Consider the following 22,546-nt stretch of genomic DNA (forward strand, 5'->3'; position numbering starts at 1 on the left):
TGCGCCCAGCGCCGGGAAATTGTGGTGCGGATCACCGACACGTCGCAGGCGTTTGTTAGCCGGCTCGCTCCGGAGGACCCGCCGCAGAATACGCGTCGTTCCCTCAAGACGGATCTTCAGTTTTGATATGCACGCTGCGCTGGACGTTCGCGCAACTTGTGCGGCGTGGGTTGGCGCGATACTGTCCGCGATTCCATTCATGAGCCTTCCAACGCACCATGACTCGCAAGCTATTCTGGGAAGATGCCTACCTCAGCACGCACCGTACCGTCGTCACTGACGTGAACGGTCCCGATGTGCGACTGGCCTCGACGATTTTCTTCGCATTCTCGGGCGGGCAGGAAGGCGACGCCGGCACGATCGGCGGCCATCCGGTCTGCGAAGCGCGCAAGGAGGCGCTCGACATCGTTTACCGGCTGTGCGCCGGCCACGCGCTCGAAGTGGGCCAGACCGTCGACATCGAGATCGACTGGGCGCGCCGCTATCGCCTGATGCGGCTGCATTTCGCAGCCGAAATGGTGCTTCAATTGATCTATCGGCAGGTGCCCGGAATCGTGCGGATCGGCGCACACATCTCCGTCGACAAGGCGCGCATCGATTTTGCGCACGACACGAGTCTCGCCGCCCTGCTGCCGTTTCTGGAACAGGAAACGGCAGCGCTCGTCCGAGCGGATCTGCCGATCGTGACCGGCTACACCGACGTCGCGCTGCAGCGCCGCTACTGGCGAGTCGACGGCTTCGCGACGATGGCTTGCGGCGGTACGCACCCCCGCACGACGGGAGAAATCGGCACGCTCGTGCTCAAGCGCAGGAATCCCGGCAAAAGCAAGGAGCGCATCGAGATCACGCTCGGCTGAGACGGAGCGCTCCATGTCAGGACGCCTCGCGCTTCGCTGCAACCGCCCCAGCGCGGTCGCGTGCATACGAATCCTGCAGGAACGACAGCGCGCGTCTGTCCCGCGCATACGCGACATTGATCCTCAGCCACGGAGACACGTTGTTGTCGACGTGGTAATAACTCCCCGGCGCGATCGTGACGCCGTGATATTCGGCGTTCGCCGCAAGCTCTGCTGAATCGTCGATACCGGGCAGCCGCGCCCACAGCAGCGAGCCGCCTTTCGGGCGCACAAACAACTCCCAGCCTGAAGCCTCGAGCTCACGCATCGTGTCGTGCATCGCCGCGTGCAGGCGTGCGCGCAAACGCTCCGTGTGCCGCCGGTGCCCGCCCCGCCGAAACCACTCGTAGACAACCGCCTCGGCAAAAGGAGAGCACCCGACCATCGTGTGAGCCTTGACGTCGGCGAGCATGTCGATCACGGCGGATGACGCGATCACGTAACCGATACGCAGTGACGACGACAGCAACTTCGACAATCCACCGACGTGGATGACACGTTCGCGTCCGCCCAGCTTTGCCAGGCGATCGCTCGGTTCGAATTCGAGATCGGCGTGAACGTCGTCCTCGACGATCCTCAGGTCGTACGTCTCGGCCAGGAACAGCAATCGCATGCAAACCCGCGGATCGATCGTGGAGCCGGTTGGATTGTGCAGCACCGTGTTGACGAAATAGAACGTGGGCCGGTGCGTCTTCACGAGCGTTTCGAGGCAGGCGAGATCCGGCCCGTTGGGCAGGCGCGGCACCCCCACGACATGCACGCCCTGCATTCGCAACAAATTGAATAGATTGAAATAGCCCGGATCGTCGACGAGCACGGTATCGCCGCGTTGTACGAAGCAGCGCACGACCAGATCGAGCCCATGACTGATGCCCGCTGTCAGCATAATCTCGGGCATCGTCGCATCGATTCCGAAACGCGCCGCCTGCTGCAACAATGCCGCTCGCAATTGCGGATTTCCGAGCGGCGTCCCGTAATCGACGAGACTGCCGCCCGCGTCTCGCACGACCTGGCGAATCGCCGCCGAGAGCCCGTCAATGTCCCGCCACGGCTCGGGGATGACACCGCTCCCGAGTTTCAGCGTGTCGCCCGGTAAATTGAACCGCTGAATCGAGCGCGATCGCTCGTCGATTTGCGCGCGGAGAACCCCGCGTTCGGCGAGATCAAGTGCGGGAATCGCGCCTTCGACGACGAAATAGCCGACGCCCGGGCGCGAGCAAACAAGACCGCGCGACACCAGTCGATCGTATGCCTCGACGACCGGAAAGAGACTGACACCCGATTGTGCGGCGAGCCGCCGAATCGACGGCAGCTTGCTGCCCGACATGAGCCGCCGCTCAGCGATCATGCGTTCGATCGTGCTCGCGATTTGTTCTGAAAGTGGTGTTCTCGCGCCATCGTCAAATTGAATTTTCATGATTCAGACTCTGTTAGGTCGCGTTGCATAACAGTTCGTCTCAGGCCCCGAATCACTGTACATGGCTTTCATCGACGATGCATTCAAAAATCAATTCGCCACCTATTCGATTCGGCCAGCACCAAGCTGAACCACGTGACAGTCACGTTCATCGACATGCGACCGATGCGTGAGTGGCGTTTACGCCGCCGGATTCCACCTGCACGAAATACGAGGCCCCCGTTCATGTCCGTACAACGATCGTCCGTCAGCAGCGCCGTCGCACAAGATCTCACCGGCAAGGCCATCTTGCTCGAAATCGGCGAGAACCTCGGCATCCTGCCGCTGCTCGTGCGCGGCGGCACGCAGCTCCGAGCCACCGATCTCGTGAATCCGAGCTGCCCGAACGCCGAACTTGCCGGCGCCTATCTGTCCGCGCTCAGTCATCTCCACCTTGTCTCCGAGTCAAACGACGGGTCCGGCGGCTTCACATACCAGGCCGCCCCGGCATTGCGGCAGGAAATCAACAACGCGGGCTACTTACTGTGGGGCCTGATGTCATGCGCGCCGCTCGTTGCGAACGCGGCGCGCTTCGCTGCCGATTACGATGTCGCCGAAAGCACGCACGTGCGCGACGGCGAACACGTCGCGCGCACATCGCGCTGGATGGGCGAAACTGATTTCTACCCTCACGCAGAGGCGGCACTCGTGGAAACCGCGCCGCGCAAGATCGTCGATCTTGGCGCAGGCACGTGCGGGCTACTGATGCGCTGCCTGCGGCGGCTGCCGGGCGCGACAGGCATAGGCATCGATCTCAGCGAAAAGGCCTGCCGCCGTGCACGCGAACTGATCGCGGCGGAAGGGCTGGACGGGCGGCTGTCGGTCGTTCACGCCCCGATTCAGAGCCTCGTCGACGATCCGACGCCGCTGCACGGCGCAGAACTGATACATGGTGGTTTCGTCTTCCACGATCTGATGCCGCAAGACGAACCGATACTGGATCGGCTGCTGAACACGTTCGTCCATCACGCACCGGCAGCGACGCTGCTGATCGTCGATGCCGTCCCGTTCGCCGACCCTGACGACGAAGGCGCGTTCTCGACTGCCTTCACGTTCCTGCACAACCATTTCATGCGCCGCAAGCTGATGACGACCGATGAATGGCGCCACAAACTCGGGCGCGCGGGTTACATGCGCGTCGACGTCAGCCCGCTCGGCATCTCCGGTGGACGCATCCTGCGCGCCCATCCGCCGCGTTAACGCAATACGCGGTCGCCCGCCAGCCCAACTCACTCACGCTCCGAGGAGCTTATCGCCATGGCAATTTCCGAACTCGTCGACGAAATCAAATCCCATCGCTGCTACAGCCATCCCATCTTCGACCATTGGGCTGCCATGCAGCCACCGAAGGAAGTGATCGGTGCGTTGTTTCATCACGTCCGCAGCTTCTGCGATGCGACGCGCCCGGGATGGAACCTGCCGGACGGCTTGCGTGAGATTGGGCTGTCGGAAGAAAGTTCGCTGCTTCAGGAAATCGTGGAGAGCGAGGAGGATCACGGTCCTGAACTCGCGACGATGGCCGGCCACATCCTGAATCGCGCTGCGGGCGATACCGTTTTTTCGGACCTCAAGGATCAGCAAGCAATCGAGGGGCAACTCAAACGCTACTCGGACCAGATCCTCGGTGCGTTGCCCGGTTACGACCGCGAAACCGGCCTGATGCCCCAGACGCGCAGGGCACGTGCCGTGTTCGATCGACGCAAGCTCACCGATTGCACGTCGATCTACCAGAGCCTCGGCACGACGCTCGCGCTCGAGATCATCTCGAATCGCCACCTGATCCCGGGCGAGAAGAAATGCCTCGTCGACTCGGGACTCTACAACGCGTCGCTCGACGAGCAGGAGATGCACTACCTGAAAGAGCATTACGGCGAAGCCGGTGCGGAAGCGTTCCACGAGCAAAACGCAATCGACGCAGTCGGTTCGGTGCTGTCGCCCGACAACGAAGCGCTCGTCCGAGCAGGTGCGCGTGAGTTTCTCGATTCGCTAGCGTCGCTTTGGGATCTGCTCGACTCCGCACTGCTCGGGGCTGGCGGTCTGCGCGCGGCAGCGTGACCCCGCCGTATCGACGACCGACGGGCTCGCTCGCAACGCGAGCTCCGTGTTCCTCATTCGACAGGATGCGTACCGTGGCCGATTCAAAAAACATCCAAGATATTCGAGTATTGTGGGCCGATATATTCGGTCGCCCGATCGGCGATGACGAAAACTTCTTCGCGATAGGCGGCGACTCTCTGAGCGCGGTCAATCTCGTGCTCGCCCTGCAAAAGCAGCATAACGTGCGGATCGAACTCGAGACCTTCTTCGCCGCCCCGACCATCGCCGGGCTCGCACGCTGCTGCGCGGAATCCGAAGCGACCGCCGGCAGCCGTGCGGCCGCGTCGGCTTGACACGTCGCCAACGCTTCATGGACCTGCTCCACGATTGCGTCACTCTGCCCGACGGCACGCGAACGCATACAACCCGCACTCGTCGCGAACCGCAGCGCCCCAATCTCGTCGTCATGCCGCCGCCCGGCGCAAGCCCCCGGCTGCTCGATTCGGCGCTCGCGACGCTCGGCGAGCGTTTCAACGTGCTGTCATGGGAGCTACGTTGCATTGCCGGATCGCCACCGCGGAATGGCCTCCCGTCCGTCGCCTGCGAAAGCGATATGCATGTCGGCGATTGCATCGGCCTACTCGACCGCTACGGTTGGCCGATGGAGGGCCTGTGCTGCATCGGCTACTGCGCAAGCGCGCCGCTCGCGATGCGTCTCGCCGTCGCTCGTCCGCGTCTGGTCACGCGACTGGCACTCGTCAGCGGTGCCTACTTCCTTCCGCCGGACGTCGCGCCGCAAACGCAGTACGAACGCGACATGCGACGGCTCGTGGCGCAGCTCGCCGCCGGCCCGGACGCCGTGCCGGAGCTGTATCGGCTTTGCATGGACAGTCAGCGCGTGCGCGACGATGCGCCCGCATTCGAGCAGGCATTGCGCTATCCGTTCCGCAGTGTGGCGGTACTGCATGGGTATGCGCTGACGCTCGCGGCATTGCAGCGCATCGACACGCGACGCCTTGCTTCCCGCATCGCGGTGCCCACCCTGGTATATGCCGCGCGGACCGACCGCGTCGCCGCGGCTGCCGCCGCGCAGACGATCGCCAACTTGCTGCCCGCCGGATGCCTGACGCTCGCCGCAGCCGGTGAGCATCACGACTTCCCGCACGCGAATCCGGCCGTGGTCGATGCCGTCGTGGATTTTCTCACCGACTGTAACGTTACGGACTGCTGTGGAGCGCCGTCATGACGCCCCTCCTCGTCTTCCCGGATATCGTCGAGCAATATGCGGCCGTGGTTGCACGGCAACCTTCGGCGATCGCGATCAGCGACGCCGAAGGCGCTCTGACCTATGCCGCGCTCGATCGCGAAACCGACGCGATCGCACAGCGGATCGCACCGTGCCTGACACCGGAAAACCGACGGTTCGGGATCTGCCTGCCGCGCGGCCGCGCGTTCATCGTCTCTGCAATTGCAACGCTCAAGGCGGGAGGCGTCTACGTGCCGCTCGACCCGACGCTGCCCGAGGCTCGGCTCAGGTTGCTCGCGGAGGCTGCCGCGCCGGCAGCGACGATCGTCGCACGCGTCCCCGTGGCCTCACGTCGCGCGCTTCCCGGCCGCACGATCGCGTTCGATACGCTGGCCGCATCGCCATGCGCGCATACCTCGCCGCCAAGGGTGTACGCCGAGGACGCCTGCATCCTGTATACGTCCGGCACGACGGGAAAACCCAAGGGTGTCGTCATTCCCCGCCAGGGCATTACGCGACTCGTCACGCCGCAGCATTATCTGGCCGTCACGTCGGACGATCGGATCCTCCATCATTCGAACCTGTCGTTTGATGCATCCACCTTCGAAATCTGGGCGCCGCTACTCAATGGCGCAACACTCGTCGTGCACACGGCCGATACCTTCGATCTGGCTGCCTTTGCGCGCGCGGTGCGCGACGAGCGGATCACCGTCCTGCTCGTCACGACAGGGCTGTTTCATCTGATCGCCGACCTGATGCCCGCATGCTTTCGAGGCGTTCGAGTCGTACTGACCGGTGGAGAATCGCTGTACGCAGGCCCGGTACGCCGCGTACTCGCCGCCTGCCCATCGACATCGGTCGTCAACGGGTATGGGCCAACCGAGAACACGGTCTACACGACGTGCCACCTGATCGAGCCCGGCGCCGTCGTAACCGATCCGATCCCCATCGGCCGACCGATTGCCGGCACCGAGATCCGGATCGTCGCCGACGATGCGTCGAGCGACACGCGTATCGGCCATTTGCTCGTCAGCGGCACGGGCCTGTCGCGCGGCTATTTCGGTCAGGACGCGCTCAACGCACACGCGTTCGAAATCGACGATACGCAACGGCCACCGAAGCGTTTCTATCGGACCGGCGATCTGGTCCGGACCGATGACGACGGACATTTGTACTTTGTCGGTCGCATCGACAATCAGGTCAAGTTGCGCGGCTTTCGCATCGAACCCGAGGAAATCGAGTCTCGCATCAACGCGGTTGCCGGAGTGACCGGTTCGGTGGTCACGCTGCACGGCACGCACGCGTCGAACCGCCATCTCGTTGCACACGTGAAGCTGGCGCCCGAGTCCGGCGCGACAGCCGTGTCGGTCAGGAACGCACTGGAACGTGCGCTGCCCACCTACATGGTCCCGTCCGCGATCGTTGCCGTCGATACGTTGCCGCTTACGCCGAACGGCAAAGTCGACAGAGCGCGGCTCGCCGCATCGTACACAGGGCCGGAAGCATCGGTCGACGATGCCGCTACCGACGCTACCGCAACCGACGCTCCCGCCCGCCTCGGCTGCGTCCTCGACAGCTGGCGCAAACATCTCGATGCACCTGGCCTCGAATGGCACGACAACGTATTCGATCGAGGCGCATCGTCGCTCACCGCCGTGAGCGTCCAGATCGATATCGATCGCACGCTGGACTGTTCGGTGCCGATGACAGCGCTCGTCGCAGCGCGCACACCGCTCGACTGGGCGGACGTTTACGCATCCCGACTGCTGGACCGCTTCCAACCCTCCACATAGGTGCTCCATGACTACCGGCAACTTCAGCCTCACCCGCGAAGAAATCCAGCAATTTGACCGCGATGGCTATCTGGGGCCCTTCACGCTGTACGAACCGGATCAGGCCAAGACACTGTATGCAGCATTGCGCGGACAATTGTTCCAGCGGCGTTTCGCACCTTATGACGCGCCGCTCGACAGCGCAATCGCGAACTACGATCGCCATCTGGATCTGGACGCGCTGAGCGCCCATGTGTGCCGCGCCGAGATCGTCGATCGGCTCGTTGGCATCCTCGGCCCGGACGTACTGTGCTGGCGCAGCGAATTCATCCCAAAGTATCCGGGTGCGGAAGGGACCGACTGGCACCAGGCAGATACATTCGGCCACGCATCCGGCGAACCGCAACTCGTGTGGCCGAAGGACGAGCCTTTCGGCGGGGCGATCAATGTATGGACCGCGTTTACCGACGTGACCGAGGCGAACGGCTGCATGCTGTTCATCCCCGGCACGCACCGGCAGATGAACTACGACGAATCGATCGGCATGCAGTTCGATCCACAACTCAACACCAACGTGGTGAAAGACGGCGTCAAGCGCGGCTTCAACGGCTACGACTATCGGGTATTGCAGAAGGACCGCGACTGGAAACCCGACGAATCGCAGGCGATCCCGATGGTGATGAATGCCGGCCAATTCGTGATATTCCGTTCGATGTTGATGCATGCGTCGAAGCCGAACGTCACCGCCGATAAGACGCGTATCGGCTACGTCGCGCGCTATGTCCCGGGCCGGGTGAAAGTCTATCCCGATACCGACTTCGTGAAGGAATTCGGCGGAGAGTACAGTCTCGACCGATTCGGCGTCGTGGAAGTTGCCGGTCGCAACCAGCAGCACGGCAATCGCGTCGCCCGCGTGAATCTCGCCGGCACGCCCTTTCCGGTCGGCCGTGCCGAGCCGGTCCCATCCTGAGCCGACGTCGCGCTCCGATCATGCAGGAGAAACGATCCATGAACGAAGCTGGTCCGCTTTGCGGCTGCGACCACATCGCGTACGCGACGCGCGACGCCGATGCGACGATTCGCCTGCTCGAGATGCTTGGGTTCAGTACGGTCGTCTACAAGCAGCCGCTCGAACGCTTCGGCGTATCGATCTCGAAAATGATGTCGCCACGCGGCGATATCGTCGAAATCGTCGAACCGGCGTCGCCGACCAGCAGCGTGAGTCGATTGCTGGCGCATGCATCGACCGTGCTCTATCACGCTGCGTTCAGGACCGGCACCTTCGGCGCGACCCGCGAGGCATTGCTCGCAGCCGGTGCGCTGTCGGTGTCGTCGCCGGCGACGATTCCGTATCCGGCGACACCGCTACACCGCAGATTCCATGCAAACCATATGTATCACGATCATCTCGGCTTGTTCGAGATCACCGGTAGCGACTAGCCTGGAGGGCACATTGAACGATTCCAGCTTCGTCAAGCTCGCGGCCGGGACGGCACCGTATCTGCGGCTCGTCTACTTTCCTCATGGCGGAGGCGGCCCATCGGCCTGTCGCGGATGGCTTGAACAGCTACCGCCGGAGATCGAATCATGGGCCTTGTGCCTCCCCGGGCGCGAGACGCGTGCACACCTGCCCAGCACCGTATCGCTCGATCCGCTCATCGACGCCCTCGTCACGGACCTGAACGCGTTGTCACCGTTGCCAAGCGTTTTCGTCGGGCACAGCCTGGGCGCGGCGCTCGCCGTTGAACTGGCCGCTGCGCTGTGCCGAACGGACGCCCATGCGCGCATGCCGCTCAAGTTGATTCTGAGCGGACGACTGCCTCCGCACGCGCGCTATCCGGTCGACATGCTGTCACTCGAAGACGATGCCTTCGTGACGGAACTGATCCGGATGGGCGGCGTGCCGGCACCGCTCGCTGCGGAGCCCCTCCATCTGGCGGCCTTCCTGCCGCGCATTCGAGCCGACTACCACCTCAACCACGCCACGATCGGTCGTAGCATCGAACCGCTCGACATCCCGATCACGGTCGTCAACGGCCGGCATGATTCGCTCGTGGACGCTGCCGAGGTCGAAGCCTGGCGCCGCTATACGCGTCGCGAATTCCGCAACGTATGGGTCGACGGCGGGCATTTTTTTCCATATCAGAACACCGCTTGCTTTCTCGCGCTGCTCCGCTCGGAGCTCGCGACCGTGTTCGATTCGATCGTATCGCCGTGATCGCTCACGTCGCGCTCGCCCTCCCGAACCCTCTCCATCCGAACCCTCATGCCACCGACCTTCGCCTCCCGTTTCAATGCCGTGCTGCCCGCTGTCGCATCGGGAGGCATCGCCGTACTCGTCGGCATCAGCAGTTCGATCGCCGTCGTCGTCAGCGCTGCGACCAGCGCGCATGCGGCGCCTGCACAGATCGTGTCGTGGCTCACCGCGCTCTGCATCGGGATGGGTGTGACGAGCATCGCGTTCTCGGTCCGGTACCGAACGCCGGTGGTCACAGCGTGGTCGACGCCTGGCGCGGTACTACTTGCGACGTCCGCCGGCCACTACGCCCCGCCTGAGCTGATCGCAGCGTTCATCGCAGCCGGCGTCCTAGTCGTGCTGACCGCCGCAACCGGCATGTTCACGCGTTTGTCCGATGCGCTGCCGGCACCGCTTGCCTCAGCGATGCTCGCAGGCATTCTGCTCAAGTTCGGCATCGGTGTATTCGCGTCGTTGCACGATGACCTCGTACTGGTCGCACCGATTCTCGTGTGCTATCTGCTGTTCAAGCGACTGCGCCCCCGCGCAGCCGTGCCGGCGTGCCTGCTTGCCGGGCTGATCGCCGCGAGCCTCGCGCCACACGGGGCATCGCACTCGATTGACGTTTCGTGGCCGGCCCTCGTGCCGATCGCACCTCGTCTCGACATTGCGGCCTGCATCGGCATCGCGATCCCGCTCTACATCGTGACCATGGCGTCGCAAAATCTTCCCGGCGTCGCGGTACTGAAGGCGGCCGGCTACGCTCCCCCGTCGGCTACGCTGGTCGGCGGAACCGGGCTCATGACCGTGATGCTCGCTCCGTTCGGGGCATTCATGATCTGCCTGTCGTCGATCACGGCAGCGATCTGCACCGGCCCCGACGCGCTGCCAGAGCCATCGCGCCGTTACCTCGCCGCCGTTGCCGCCGGTGCGTGGTATCTCGTCGTCGCACTGCTCGGCGGCGTCATCGTCACGGTGATTGCGATACTTCCGTCGTCCGTTCTCGCTGCGATCGCGGGCGTCGCGCTATTCGGCATCCTGTCGAGCTCGCTGTCGGCGGCGTTCTCGTCTGGCGATGCGCGTGAACCCGCGCTCGTCACCTTCGTCGTGGCCGCATCTGGCGTCGAGTGGTTCGGTATCGACGCCGCGTTCTGGTCGCTGCTCGCAGGCCTGATCTGTCTGCACGCGTGGAATCCCGCACGGCCGGCGATCACACCGCACACGAGTGGAACCGCGAGTCCGGACCGGTCCCGTCACAGCGCCCCAGCACGGAACAAGGAGGGGTGATGCCGGCACGACATCCTCGCACCTCGCGGACGCGACCCTCGAATTCGTATATGACGCATCTTCCATCATGTGGCTGATCCAGTTCGTCGTCATCGTCGCCGCCTGCCGACTGTGCGGCATGATTGCGGTACGCGTTGGCCAATGCGAAGTCATCGGCGAGATTGCTGCGGGCCTGCTGCTCAGCCCTTCGATACTCGGCGCATTCGCCCCCGGCCTGCACGCGGCGTTGTTCGGTGCCGGCACGGCGGCTACACTCGCCGGGTTTAGCGAGCTCGGTCTGCTCCTGCTGATGTTCGAGACCGGCATGCATCTCCAGCTACCGCACGGCCGCCCTCGCGCGATGCTGGCCCTGCCCGGCATGGTCGCACTGCTCGGCTTCGCCATGCCGTTCCTTGCGGGTATCGGCGTCGCCCTCTGGATCGCGCCACTGTCGCCGCCAGCTTCGTCCGCGATGCCTTATGCGTTGTTCTGCGGTATCGCGCTGGCTGTGTCCGCGGTGCCAGTCTTGGCGCGCATCATCCGGGATCTCGCGCTCGACAGCCATCTTGCCGCCCGAACTGCGATGACAGCGGCACTTCTGACGGACATGGCCGGATGGTCCGCACTCATCGTCGTGGCGGGCATGGCGCACGTCGGAAATGGCATCGGCTGGGCCGGCCAGCTGCTCGCGTTCTCGGGCTATGCCGTCGCCTGCGTCATCGTCGCGCGCGCTGCAGTCTTGCCGTTTGCGCGCAAGCTGTCGACGGCGCGGCAAACGCGTGCATTGCTGACACTCTCGCTGTGCTGCATCGCGTTGTCCTCATGGGCCACCGATCGTCTCGGCTTTCATGCGGCCATCGGCGCGCTGTTGCCCGGCCTGTTGCTGCGCTCGGTACCCGACCTACGCGAACACTGGCAGCGGACGATCGGCGAGTTCGGGCACCTCGCGCTCGTGCCGCTATTCTTCTCATACGCCGGTACGCAGACGTCGATTTCATTCGCGGCCGGCACTGCTTTGTGGCTACCGTTCTGTTGCTTCTTCATCGCCGGCTTCGTCGGCAAGTTCGGGGGCGCCTACCTCGGCGCTCGCTTGGGCGGACTGGCCTCCAACGATGCGGCAATCGTCGGCATATTGATGAACACGCGAGGATTGATGGAGTTGATCGTTCTGTCGGTTGGACGCCAGCTCGGCATCCTGCCCCCTTCCGTCTACGCGATGTTCGTCGTGTTCGCACTGCTGACGACCGCTATGACAGCGCCCGTCGTTCGGTTCGCGACGCGCAACCACGCACGCATCGCAACCCGCGCGTCGGGTTCGGGTGCCTGATCGCTCGGGCTCGAACCCTGAAACAATGAAAATAGTTTGGCATCACGGGAACGACAGGGGGAATCCCATAACTGGAGAAAGGGTCGTTCGATACGCGCGACGGTACTTCCGGTTTGACCCTGCCATATCGTGTTACTCGATAAATCGGTACAGGATGAGCCCAAGCCATCACCAACACATTGAGTTCATTGGCCTCATTGAAACGATTTAGCAGGTCATATCGGATGGCAGGCCCACGCGCAAAATCGATGCCGAACGGAATCGGTGACCAGCCATCGTCGCATGCCTCGTCACTGGTTCAACCGATCCAGCAGGCAGCACCGATGTGCCTATTCATCGCCGGACAGCCCGCTTCCTTTCTCGAAGCGCGTGACGCCCGGCAGCGCGCGCAGCTTGTCGCAGATCGCCTTGTATTCGAGTTCCGACACCCGCGCGAGCGCGATGCGCACCTCGTCCTGCTCGCCCGTGTCGTCGGCACGCTGCACGATGAACTGCTTCACGCGCGCACTGTCGGGGCCGAGCGCCGCGTGCAGCGAATCGAACGTCAGCGTGCCGCTCGCAACCGTCAACGCAAGCTGGCGCCGTTGACGCACCGTGAAATAGCGCCGCTCCAGCGGCTTGATGCCGGCCAGAATGATCAGGATGATGATCGTCGCCGACACCGACGCGACATAGAGCCCGCCCCCCACCGCAAGGCCGATCGCGGCGACCGACCACAGGCTCGCGGCCGTCGTCAGCCCGCGCACGATCTCGCCGCGCAGCAGGATCGAGCCCGCGCCGAGGAAGCCGATGCCCGACACGACCTGCGCGGCGATCCGCGACGGATCGAGCACGACGTGGTCGCTGGTGCCGAGCACGTCGGCGAAACCGAACGCCGACACGATCATGATCAGCGTCGAACCGACGCACACGAGCATGTGCGTGCGCAGGCCGGCCGCCCACGACAGGCGCTCGCGCTCGAAGCCGATGACGCTGCCGAGCGCCGCCGCGAGCACGAGCCGCATCACGAGTTCCAGGTTGTTGAGCATCCGATTTCTCTCCTTTTTTGGTGCCGGCCGCGCGGAATGTTTTATCCTTGGCCCCGGCCGCGCCGATTCCCGGGCCGCGCCGACACGTTTTCGATCCAAGCGCTCAACCCCGCCATGTCCGTTTCCGACTCCGCTTCCGCCCAGGCCGCCCAACTGCGCCACCATTTCGCGCACGTCGTCTTGCCGATCTGGCGGGGTTCAGGGTTCGACCCGGCATTGCACCTGCCGTTCGAGGCCGTGGATCCGGCCACCCACGCGCCGCTGCCCGTGACCCGTTATCGCGCAATGGCGTGCGCGAGGCAACTGTTCGTGTTCGCGCGGGCCGGCGACCCGGCGCACGCGGCCACGCTGTTCGACGCGCTGTGCCGGCACTTTCGCGACCCGCGTCATGGCGGCTGGATCTACAGCGTCGACGCGCAGGGCGCGCCGCTCGATACGACCAAGGATCTCTATACGCACGCGTTCGTCGTGTTCGCGTGCGCCGCATGGCATGCGGCGTCGCGCGACGCCGCCGCACGCACGGTGGCGGAAGAAACCGCCGCGCTGATCCAGGATCGCTTCGCGCCGCGCCACGGCGACGCGTTGCTCGATGCCGCGCGCCACGCCGATTTCTCGTCATCCGACAGCGGCGCGCTGCAGAATCCGCTGATGCATCTGACCGAAGCGTGGCTCGCGGCCGCCGACGCGTTCGGCGACCCGGCGTTCGACGATGCGCTCGCGCGCACCGCGCAGGCCGTCGAGCGCACGTTCGTCGATGCGGCGACCGGCTGCGTGGCCGAGTTGCCGCTCGGGGCGGCCGACAACCGTTTCGAGCCCGGCCATCAGTTCGAATGGTTCTATCTGGTCGACGCGGCCGGCGCGCGGCTCGCGCAGACCGGACTTCCCGCCGCGCTGTCGCGCGCGTTCGCGTTCGCCGAGCAATACGGCGTCGATCCGCGGACGGGCGGCGTGTGCGCGGCGCTCGACGCGCAGGGCGCATGCATCGACGGCACGCAGCGGATCTGGGCGCAGACCGAATACCTGCGCGCGCTCGCGACGCACGGCGGCACGCCGGCCTCGGCGCCGCTCGCGCGCCAGATCGAGCGGTTCGCCGCGCGCTTCCTGCATCCGCGCGGCTGGTTCGAGTGCAAGACGGCGGAGGGCCAGGTGTCGCGCGCCGACATGCCGTCGACGACGCCCTACCACCTCGCGACCGCCTACGCGGCGCTGCCGGCCGGTTCGTAGCCCGTCGCGGCGAACGACGGCGCCGCGCGGCCGCCCGGTGCGGCGCGTCCGTCGCCCAGCTCGAACACCGACACCGCCTGCATCAGGTGTGCGGTCTGGTCGTTCAGCGATGCGGCGGCGGCCGCGACTTCCTCGACCAGCGCCGCGTTCTGCTGCGTGAGCTGATCCATCTGCGTGACGGCCTGGTTGACCTGCTCGATCCCGACGCTCTGCTCGACCGACGCCGCCGTGATCTCCGCCATCGTCTGCACGACCCGCGTGATCGACGCCGACACCGAGCGCATCGCATCGCCGGCGCGCTCGACGAGTTCCGCTCCGCCGTTGATCTGCGCGACCGAATCCTCGATCAGCGCCTTGATCTCCTTCGCCGATTGCGCGCTGCGCTGGGCGAGCGAGCGCACTTCGCCCGCGACCACCGCGAAGCCGCGCCCCTGTTCGCCGGCCCGTGCGGCCTCGACCGCCGCGTTCAGCGCGAGGATGTTGGTCTGGAACGCGATGCCGTCGATCACCGAGATGATTTCCGCGATCCGCCCCGAGCTCTGCGCGATGCCGCGCATCCGGTCGATCACGCTGTCGACCACGCCGCCGCCATGGCTCGTGGCTTCGAGCGCCGCGTCGGCCAGCGCGCTCGCCGCACGAGCGCTGTCGGTGTTCTGCCGGACGGTCGCGGTCAGTTCCTCCATGCTCGCGGCGGTTTCCTCGAGCGATGCGGCCTGCGTGCCCGTACGCGCCGACAGGTCGGCGTTGCCGCCCGCGATCTCGCCCGCGCCGAGGTGGATCGCATCGGACGCGTGGCGCACCGTGCGCACGGTGCCCGCGATGCTCGTCTGCATCGCGGCGAGGCCGCGCAGCATCCGGTCGATCTCGAACACGCCGCCCGCCTGCACGGCTTCGTCGAGACGGCCCTGCGCGATCCGCTCGAAATGACGGCCGGCCTGCTCCAGCGGCGCGACGACCGCGCGCCGCGCGGCCGCGTAGATCGCGACGCTCGCCGCGAGCATCGCCACCAGCAGCACGATGCCGACCGACTTGAACCACAGCATGCCGCCGTCGATGGTGTCGAGCGCCGCGCGGCTCGAGGTGCCGCCATAGTCGGTGAAGCGATGCAGTTCGGCGATGTACGCGTCCTGGAAGCCCTGGGTCGGCTGGTCGAGGAACGCCTGGATGTTGTCGGCGTCGAGGAACTGCACGAGTTCGCCCAGTGCGCCGCGCAGCGCACGATAGCGTTCGGCGAGCGCCGCGACGCGTGCGCGGTTGGTGTCGTCGACCGGCTGCGCGGCCGTCAGCACGGCGAACGCCTTGTCCGCTTCCGCGAGCGACGCGCCCGCGTGGCGGATGATGTCTTCGGGCTTCGGGCCGCCGCGCACCATCCGCGTGCCGGCACGCGACAGGTTGATGCGTGCGTCGAGCAGTTGCTCGGTCGCCCGGCTGGCCGCGTCGACCTGCGCGATCGCGACGTTCGACAGATCGTCGACGCCGCTGCGCGTCGACGCGAGCGTCCAGAAGCCGAGCGCTTCGATCGCGAACAGGAAGAGACAGAACACGGTCAACACGCCGAGCAGACCCGACGCGAGCTTGATTTTTCCCAACATGGAGGATTTCCTGGAGAGCGGACGATGAGGCAATGCCCCGGCATTAGCGGCATTTCTTCGTCGGACTTTAGGCGGATTGCCGGCAACGCAGGTCAATCGCGCGCTTCGCACGCGCATTCGCGTCGAATCGCCCGCAAACGCGGAAGATCTTGGGTATTCGGCGCAATAATCGCGTCGCATCGCACCGGAATTTGCCCGAAACGCGAACGAATTTCCTTGCTTATCCGCAGCCCCCTTCCTAGAGTTCAGCGCAAGCGGGCACTCATTTGGAAGGAAGTTCGATGACCGACATCACGGACCACGCGCGCGGCGCATTGCGCGCGCAACCGTTCAGCATGCTGCTGGGCACGGAGCTGATGCATATCGGCGACAACGAAGTGTCGCTGTGTCTGCCCGTACGCGAGGAACTGCGGCAGCAGCACGGCTTCGTGCACGGCGGCGTCATCAGCTATCTCGCGGACAATGCGCTGACGTTCGCCGGCGCGCTCGTGCTCGGTCCGCGCGTGATCACCGCCGAATACAAGATCAACTACCTCCGGCCGGCCGTGAACGGCACGCTGGTCGCCCGCGCGAAGCTCGTCTACGCGGGCCGGCACCAGGCGACCTGTCAGTGTCACGTGTTCGTCATCGACGGCGATCACGAGCGGCTCGTCGCGATCGCGCAAGGCACGATCAATCGCGTCGGCGACGGAAAGGTGCCGGACAGGCCGGAGGAAACGGCGTGAGACGACGCCCGTCGCGAGGTCAATGAGAGAACGCCGAACACGCAGCGCGTGTCGCGCTAGCGCTTCATCGCGGCGAGATAGACCGCATCGCGCTCGCGACGCCCCACCGCGACTACCAGTACGACGACTTCCGCATCGCGCACTTCGTACACGAGGCGATAGCCGATACTGCGCAGCTTGATCTTGTAGCGGTCCGGATGACCGTGCAGCTTCGCCGAAGGAATGCGAGGGTTCTCGAGCCGTTCGACGAGTCTGGCCTTGAACTGATCGCGAATGGTGCGATCGAGCTTCCTCCACTCCTTCAACGCAGGTTCGAGAAAGGCGAGCTCAAAGGTCATTCAACTTGACCTTGACGGCTTTCTCCTTGGCGCGCGAGTCGGCCAGCACGTTGTCTTCGATATCTTCGAGACGTTCGACCATCGCCTCCCATGTCTTCGCCGGAATGCAATAGAACGCGGGTTCGTTGTGATTCAGGATCGCGACCGGGAACCCCTCTCCCGCCGCCACGGTTCCCATCGGGTTCCGCTTCAGCTCCGAGACGCTCGCCGTCACGCTAGCCAGGATGGTATGGGGCATGTCTGCTCCTTTTTCGATCGAATTTACATTGTACTTTATTTGACACTATATTTAGCGTGATATTTGGTGCCAAACAGGCGGTACCGAATTCGCTCTCGACCCGTGAAGTTTGATACCCCTACTCGGCCCCGTCCCCCGCCAGCGGCATAAACCGCGGCGCCACCCGCGCCCGGACGTTGCCGTGCTCGTCCGTCCGATAGATCCCGCGCGCCGCGTTGTGCGGATGCACGGCCGCGTCGGCCACGCTCAGCACCGGCGCGAAACACGCGTCGGTGCCTTCGAGCAGCGCGCGCCAGTGCGCAGACGGCTGCCCGGCGAACACCTGCGCGAAACGCGCCTTCAGCGCGGGCCAGCGCGTCCGGTCGTACTGCGACGCGGGATCGACGTCGGTCAGCCCGAGCCGTTCAATCAGCAGCGCGTAGAACGGCGGCTCGAGCGCGCCGATCGTCACGCATTCGCCGTCCGCGCAGCGATACACGTCGTAGAACGGCGCATCGTGGAACAGGCTCGGCTGCGCGCCGTCGAGCTGCCCGCTCGCGCGTGCCCACAGCGCCAGCGACCCGAGCATCGACACGATGTCGACGATCGCGCCGTCGACCACGCGCCCCGGCCCGCCGCCGCGCACGTCGAGCAACGCGCAGACGATCCCGAACGCGAGCCCGAGCGCGCCGCCCGCATCGCCGACGACGGTCGGCGGCACGCCCGGCCGGCCGTCGCGCGGCGCGGACAGCGACAGCAGGCCGGTCAGCGCGACGTAATTCAGGTCGTGCCCGGCCGCGGCCGCGAGCGGGCCGTGCTGGCCCCAGCCCGTCATGCGTCCGTAGACGAGTGTCGGATGGCGGCGCGCGCAAGCGTCGGGCCCGAGGCCGAGCCGCTCCATCACACCGGGCCGCAGCCCTTCGATCAACGCATCGGCCTGCGCGACCAGATCGAGCGCGGCGTCACGCCCGGCCGGCGTCTTCAGGTCGAGTTCGACGATCGTCTTGCCTTCGCGCAGCAGGTCGCCATCGCGGGCCTGCAGCGCGTCCGGCGCGCTCGTGCGGCCGGACGGGCGTGCGACCAGCGTGATGCGTGCACCCATACCGGCGAGCATCCAGCCCGCGAGCGGGCCGGGGCCAAGGCCCTCGAACTCGACGATGTGGATGCCGGAAAGCGGCGCGTTCAATGGCATGGCGACCTCGCTGAAATGCAGCCGGGACAGGAACGGCGAAACGTTCCGATTCTATGCGAATGCATGCACGCGCCGGTTTCGCGCGGCCAGGGCCTGATCACGGTAATCACGGGCTTGCGCTGGCCCCCCGAACGAATTTCTCCGAACAGAGAGGCGTGAACGCGCCCTAGCGAAGCCCGTCGCCCGCGCGCCCGGCCAGCGCCGCCCGCATCGCGCGCACGATCGCGTCCCGATGCGGGTCGATCCGCTCGACGGGCCCGGCCACGCCCATCGCCAGCGGCAATCCGTTCCAGCCGTCCGCGATCACCATCGAGATCATCGCGGCGCCCTGCGTGACGGTGTGCGCCGAATAGGAATAACCGAGCCGGCGGGTCTGTTCGACCTTGTCGAGCACGACGTCCTCGTCGATCGTCCTGCCCGACTTCCCGATCCGGCGGATGCTGCGCGACACGAGCCGGCGGATCGTACTGTCCGGCTGAATGCTCAGCAGCGCCCAGCCGAGTCCCGACATGCAGATCTCGCGACGCGTGCCGATCGGCGCATAGAACTGCACCGGAATCGAGTGCGAGCCTTCGACCGCATCGATGTACTGCACGTACAGGTCGCTCTGCACCGCGATCACGACCGCCTCGTGCGTGCGCGCCGCCACCCGCTTCGCGACGGCATGCCAGTGCCGCCGGCTGCCGGCCGCCGAATCGACCAGCGCTTCGCCGAGATTGACGAGCCGCGCGGTAGGCGCATACACGTGCGTCGCGTCGTCGTACGCGAGGTAGCCGAGCGTCTTCATGCTGGTCAGCAGCGCCGCCGCGCTCGACCCCGGATACCCGCAGCGCGTGGCGATCTCGCGCACGCTCAGCGGCCGCTGCAAGGTGCTGAAGAGTTCCAGCACCTCGAACACGCGCGCCGCGCTCTTGACCACGTTTCCGCTCATCCCGCCCTCTCCGCAGCGACCGGCACGGGCCTTCCACGTATGTGGAACGGAATTTCCCGCCGCCAACCGTCGTGACGATACTAGGCTTCGGCCCGCGGCGTGAAGCCCCGCGGCACCGAACACACGGAGACACCATGGCAGCCTTTTTGATCCGTGAACGGCAGGGCGCGATCCTGACCGTCACGATGAGCCGTCCCGACACCCGCAACGCCATTTCGGACACCGACGCGATCGACGCGCTGACCGACTGCTGCGACGAAGCGAACCGCGACGAATCGATCCGCGTGCTGATCCTGACCGGCGCCGGCACGACGTTCTCGTCGGGCGGCAACGTGAAGGCGATGCGCGCGTTCGCGGAAGCGGGGCCGCACGATCCCGCCGCGATCCGCACCGGCTATCGCCGCGGCATCCAGCGGCTCGCGCACGCATTCCAGCACCTCGAAGTGCCGGCCATCGCGGCGGTCAACGGCCCGGCCATCGGCGCCGGCACCGATCTCGCGTGCATGTGCGACATCCGCATCGCCGCCGAGCGCGCACGCTTCGCGGAAAGTTTCATCGCGCTCGGCCTCGTGCCGGGCGACGGCGGCGCGTGGTTCCTGCCGCGGATCGTCGGCGCCGCGGTCGCCGCGGAAATGTCGTTCACCGGCGACGCGCTGGACGCGCAGGCCGCACTGCGCTGCGGGCTCGTGTCGCGCGTCGTGCCCGATGGCGAGCTCCTCGCGCATGCGCACGAACTGGCCGGCCGCATCGCCCGTCATTCCGGCACCGCGCTGCGCCTGACCAAGCGGCTGCTGCGCGAAGGCCGCCACGCGAGCCTCGACTCGCTGCTCGACCTGTCGGCGTCGTACCAGGCGTTCGCGCACGCCAGCCCCGAACATCGCGCGGCGGTGAACGCGCTGTTCGCCGCGCGCGGCTGAACCCGCGACGCATCGCGGCCGTGCAGCCGGCGCGTGCCGGCCGGCCCGTCGAATCCACAACGAAGGAGACATCGTCATGACCAGCAACAACGAGGGCGCACTCGCAGGCGTGCGCGTGGTGGACCTGAGCCGCGTCTATGCGGGGCCGTTCTGCGCACAGACGCTCGCCGACCACGGCGCGGACGTCGTCAAGATCGAGCCGCCGCAAGGCGACGAAACGCGCGACTGGGGGCCGGCGATGCCGAGCGGCATCTCCAGCTACTACTGGGGTCTCAACCGCAACAAGCGCAATCTCGCGCTCGACCTGTCGCATCCCGACGGGCGCGACGTGCTGTTACGCATGCTCGAAACGGCCGACGTGCTGATCGACAACTTCAAGCAGGGCACGCTCGAACGCTGGGGCATCGGCTACGAAGACTGCCTGCGCGCGCGCTTTCCGCGCCTCGTCCACTGCTCGATCTCCGGATACGGCACCGACGGCCCGCTCGCGCGGTTTCCGGGCTACGACGCCGTCGCGCAGGGCCTCGCCGGTTTCATGTCGATCAACGGCGAGCCGGGCGGCATGCCGCTCAAGGTGCCGTTTCCGGTCGTCGATTACGCGGCCGGCCTGAGCGCCGTCTCCACCATCCTGATCGCGCTCGTCGAGCGGACGCGCTCCGGCCTGGGGCAACACGTCGACATCGACTTGTTCAGCACCGCGCTGTCGATGCTGCATCCGGTCAGCACGAGCTGGATGGCGACCGGCGACGTGCCCGTCGCGACCGGCAACGTGTACGGCGCGATCGCGCCGTACGGCGTCTATCCGTGCAAGGACAAGCCGGTCGCGACCGGCGCCGGCAACAACCGTACGTTCGCGCGGCTCGTCGAGGCCCTCGGCGTGCCCGAGCTGGCGCGCGACCCGCGCTTCGCGACCAATGCACAGCGCGTCGCGCATCGCGAGGCGCTCGACACGCTGCTCGGCCGGTTGACCGCCGAACTGCATGCCGACGACGTCGTCGAGCGACTGCTGCACGCCGGCGTCGCGACGGGGCCGGTCAACACCGTGGCCGACGCGTTCGGCCATGCGCAGGCGGCGCGCAACGCGATGTTCGTCGATACCGATACGTACACCGGCGCGGGCATCCCCGCCAAGCTGTCCCGCACGCCCGGCGCGATCCGCCGGCCGCCCCGGCCGTTCGCCGCCGACACCGACGCCGTGCTCGACGCATTCGGGATCGATGCGGCGCGCCGCGACGCGTTGCGGCGGGCGGGCGTGCTGCACGACACGCGGGCGGACGCCGCCGGGAGCGCGTCATGACCACCGCGCGCTCGTACTCCTCGCCGACCGGCGACGATGCCCCGTCGATCCTGCGCGACGACGCCGACGGCATCGCGTGGCTGACGATCCATCGCCCGCACGTCGCCAATGCACTGTCCGCCGAAGCGATCCGTCGCCTGTGCGAAGAACTCGTCACGCTCGACGACAACCCGTCGATTCGCGTCATCGTGATCCGCGGCGCGGGCGAACGCGCGTTCAGTGCCGGCGTCGACCTCGGCGATCCCGAAATACGCGGGATGCAGCCGATGCGCGGGCTCACGCGCAACGTGCACGAGCTGATCCTGGAGCTGCGCAAGCCGACCATCGCGGCCATCAACGGCTACGCCATCGGCGGCGGCTGCGAAATCGCCCTCGCGTGCGATCTGCGAATCGCCGCCGATCACGCGACCTTCGCGCTGCCCGAAGTGCGGGTCGGCATGGGCGCGAACTTCGCGAGCGTGCTGCTGCCGCGCATGTTGCCGCGCGCGATCGCGATGGAGCTGCTGTTCACGGGCCGCCGCTTCGATGCGGACGAAGCGCGGCGCGCCGGCCTGCTGAACCGCGTCGTGCCCGGCGCCGCGCTCGACGACACCGTGCGCGAACTGGCGCTGACGATCGCCGCGAACGCGCCGCTCACGATCCGCCGCATCAAGGAAACCGCGACGCGCAGCCAGGGGCTGCCGGTGGCCGCCGCGCTGCGGCTGGACGTCGGCCCCGACGTCTACGCGAGCGAGGACCGGATCGAGGGCGCCCGCGCGTTTCTCGAAAAGCGCAAGCCGGTGTTCAAGGGACGCTGAGCCCGGCACGGCACCGCGGCCCCCGGCGCGCACCGCTCCCAGAACGCGGGCG

At 66.2% G+C, this 22,546-nt stretch carries 23 protein-coding genes; 16 read left to right on the top strand and 7 right to left on the bottom strand.

Annotated elements, in window-relative coordinates; genetic code table 11:
* Window positions 1-218: 218 nt before the first annotated feature.
* Window positions 219-857, top strand: coding sequence for an alanyl-tRNA editing protein (locus tag WS54_RS12105; protein WP_059780109.1), 639 nt, complete (start codon window positions 219-221; stop codon window positions 855-857).
* 16 nt (window positions 858-873) lie between these two features.
* On the opposite strand, the gene WS54_RS12110 is transcribed toward WS54_RS12105, so the two are convergent.
* Window positions 874-2,313 carry an aminotransferase-like domain-containing protein gene (locus WS54_RS12110; protein ID WP_082725010.1) on the bottom strand — a complete coding sequence of 480 codons (1,440 nt, stop codon included), beginning with the start codon at window positions 2,311-2,313 and terminating at the stop codon, window positions 874-876.
* 225 nt (window positions 2,314-2,538) lie between these two features.
* Between WS54_RS12110 and WS54_RS12115 the strand changes: the two genes are divergently transcribed.
* From WS54_RS12115 to WS54_RS12160, 10 genes are all read left to right on the top strand, one after another.
* Window positions 2,539-3,552, top strand: a complete 1,014-nt coding sequence (locus tag WS54_RS12115; RefSeq protein ID WP_059780111.1) for a methyltransferase domain-containing protein — start codon at window positions 2,539-2,541, stop codon at window positions 3,550-3,552.
* A gap of 51 nt (window positions 3,553-3,603) precedes the next feature.
* Complete coding sequence (locus WS54_RS12120; RefSeq protein ID WP_059780112.1) at window positions 3,604-4,407, top strand: hypothetical protein; 804 nt, start codon at window positions 3,604-3,606, stop codon at window positions 4,405-4,407.
* 74 nt (window positions 4,408-4,481) lie between these two features.
* Entirely contained in the window at window positions 4,482-4,742 is a 261-nt protein-coding gene (locus WS54_RS12125; protein ID WP_159086670.1) for an acyl carrier protein, read from the top strand.
* Window positions 4,743-4,759: 17 nt separating this feature from the next.
* Window positions 4,760-5,635: an alpha/beta hydrolase gene (locus WS54_RS12130; protein WP_159086671.1), complete on the top strand. Its 876-nt coding sequence runs from the start codon at window positions 4,760-4,762 to the stop codon at window positions 5,633-5,635.
* Window positions 5,632-7,428, top strand: coding sequence for a non-ribosomal peptide synthetase (locus WS54_RS12135; protein WP_059780115.1), 1,797 nt, complete (start codon window positions 5,632-5,634; stop codon window positions 7,426-7,428). Before WS54_RS12130 ends, WS54_RS12135 begins: the two co-directional genes overlap by 4 nt.
* Before the next feature lie 7 nt (window positions 7,429-7,435).
* The gene (locus tag WS54_RS12140) at window positions 7,436-8,377 is read left to right on the top strand and encodes a chlorinating enzyme (RefSeq protein WP_059780116.1); all 942 of its coding nucleotides are present in this window, start codon (window positions 7,436-7,438) and stop codon (window positions 8,375-8,377) included.
* A 38-nt stretch (window positions 8,378-8,415) separates the two neighbouring features.
* A complete protein-coding gene (locus tag WS54_RS12145) occupies window positions 8,416-8,847 on the top strand; it encodes a VOC family protein (protein ID WP_059780117.1) in 432 nt (143 codons plus the stop codon).
* A 13-nt stretch (window positions 8,848-8,860) separates the two neighbouring features.
* A complete protein-coding gene (locus tag WS54_RS12150; protein WP_159086672.1) occupies window positions 8,861-9,625 on the top strand; it encodes a thioesterase II family protein in 765 nt (254 codons plus the stop codon).
* A gap of 48 nt (window positions 9,626-9,673) precedes the next feature.
* A complete protein-coding gene (locus WS54_RS12155; protein ID WP_082725012.1) occupies window positions 9,674-10,930 on the top strand; it encodes a benzoate/H(+) symporter BenE family transporter in 1,257 nt (418 codons plus the stop codon).
* Between the two features lie 67 nt (window positions 10,931-10,997).
* A complete protein-coding gene (locus WS54_RS12160) occupies window positions 10,998-12,236 on the top strand; it encodes a cation:proton antiporter (RefSeq protein WP_059780120.1) in 1,239 nt (412 codons plus the stop codon).
* A gap of 329 nt (window positions 12,237-12,565) precedes the next feature.
* On the opposite strand, the gene WS54_RS12165 is transcribed toward WS54_RS12160, so the two are convergent.
* Window positions 12,566-13,264: an MgtC/SapB family protein gene (locus tag WS54_RS12165; protein ID WP_059780121.1), complete on the bottom strand. Its 699-nt coding sequence runs from the start codon at window positions 13,262-13,264 to the stop codon at window positions 12,566-12,568.
* A 114-nt stretch (window positions 13,265-13,378) separates the two neighbouring features.
* Here WS54_RS12165 and WS54_RS12170 point away from each other — a divergent pair, with 114 nt between their 5' ends.
* On the top strand, window positions 13,379-14,488 hold the full coding sequence (locus WS54_RS12170) for an AGE family epimerase/isomerase (RefSeq protein ID WP_059780122.1): 1,110 nt from the start codon (window positions 13,379-13,381) through the stop codon (window positions 14,486-14,488).
* On the opposite strand, the gene WS54_RS12175 is transcribed toward WS54_RS12170, so the two are convergent.
* Window positions 14,461-16,080: a methyl-accepting chemotaxis protein gene (locus WS54_RS12175; RefSeq protein WP_059780123.1), complete on the bottom strand. Its 1,620-nt coding sequence runs from the start codon at window positions 16,078-16,080 to the stop codon at window positions 14,461-14,463. The genes WS54_RS12170 and WS54_RS12175 overlap by 28 nt on opposite strands.
* A gap of 281 nt (window positions 16,081-16,361) precedes the next feature.
* Between WS54_RS12175 and WS54_RS12180 the strand changes: the two genes are divergently transcribed.
* Window positions 16,362-16,805 carry a PaaI family thioesterase gene (locus WS54_RS12180; RefSeq protein ID WP_059499490.1) on the top strand — a complete coding sequence of 148 codons (444 nt, stop codon included), beginning with the start codon at window positions 16,362-16,364 and terminating at the stop codon, window positions 16,803-16,805.
* Between the two features lie 56 nt (window positions 16,806-16,861).
* Here WS54_RS12180 and WS54_RS12185 read toward each other — a convergent pair whose 3' ends face one another.
* The 4 genes from WS54_RS12185 to WS54_RS12200 all read right to left on the bottom strand — a co-directional run bounded on the left by WS54_RS12185 (window position 16,862) and on the right by WS54_RS12200 (window position 19,483).
* On the bottom strand, window positions 16,862-17,143 hold the full coding sequence (locus WS54_RS12185; RefSeq protein WP_059780124.1) for a type II toxin-antitoxin system RelE family toxin: 282 nt from the start codon (window positions 17,141-17,143) through the stop codon (window positions 16,862-16,864).
* The gene (locus WS54_RS12190; RefSeq protein ID WP_034205945.1) at window positions 17,133-17,381 is read right to left on the bottom strand and encodes a type II toxin-antitoxin system Phd/YefM family antitoxin; all 249 of its coding nucleotides are present in this window, start codon (window positions 17,379-17,381) and stop codon (window positions 17,133-17,135) included. Before WS54_RS12190 ends, WS54_RS12185 begins: the two co-directional genes overlap by 11 nt.
* Before the next feature lie 118 nt (window positions 17,382-17,499).
* The gene (locus WS54_RS12195) at window positions 17,500-18,552 is read right to left on the bottom strand and encodes a CaiB/BaiF CoA transferase family protein (RefSeq protein ID WP_059780125.1); all 1,053 of its coding nucleotides are present in this window, start codon (window positions 18,550-18,552) and stop codon (window positions 17,500-17,502) included.
* A gap of 166 nt (window positions 18,553-18,718) precedes the next feature.
* Window positions 18,719-19,483, bottom strand: coding sequence for an IclR family transcriptional regulator (locus WS54_RS12200; protein WP_059780126.1), 765 nt, complete (start codon window positions 19,481-19,483; stop codon window positions 18,719-18,721).
* A gap of 134 nt (window positions 19,484-19,617) precedes the next feature.
* On the opposite strand from WS54_RS12200, the gene WS54_RS12205 reads away from it, so the two are divergent.
* The 3 genes from WS54_RS12205 to WS54_RS12215 all read left to right on the top strand — a co-directional run bounded on the left by WS54_RS12205 (window position 19,618) and on the right by WS54_RS12215 (window position 22,494).
* Window positions 19,618-20,400 (top strand): crotonase/enoyl-CoA hydratase family protein, encoded by a 783-nt coding sequence (locus WS54_RS12205; protein ID WP_059780127.1) that lies wholly within the window; start codon window positions 19,618-19,620, stop codon window positions 20,398-20,400.
* Between the two features lie 76 nt (window positions 20,401-20,476).
* Window positions 20,477-21,697, top strand: a complete 1,221-nt coding sequence (locus WS54_RS12210; RefSeq protein ID WP_059780128.1) for a CaiB/BaiF CoA transferase family protein — start codon at window positions 20,477-20,479, stop codon at window positions 21,695-21,697.
* Window positions 21,694-22,494: an enoyl-CoA hydratase/isomerase family protein gene (locus WS54_RS12215; RefSeq protein ID WP_082725013.1), complete on the top strand. Its 801-nt coding sequence runs from the start codon at window positions 21,694-21,696 to the stop codon at window positions 22,492-22,494. The genes WS54_RS12210 and WS54_RS12215 overlap by 4 nt, the downstream gene beginning before the upstream one ends.
* The last annotated feature ends 52 nt before the right edge of the window (window positions 22,495-22,546 follow it).

The organism is Burkholderia sp. NRF60-BP8, assembly GCF_001522585.2.
In the GTDB taxonomy this organism is placed as follows: domain Bacteria; phylum Pseudomonadota; class Gammaproteobacteria; order Burkholderiales; family Burkholderiaceae; genus Burkholderia.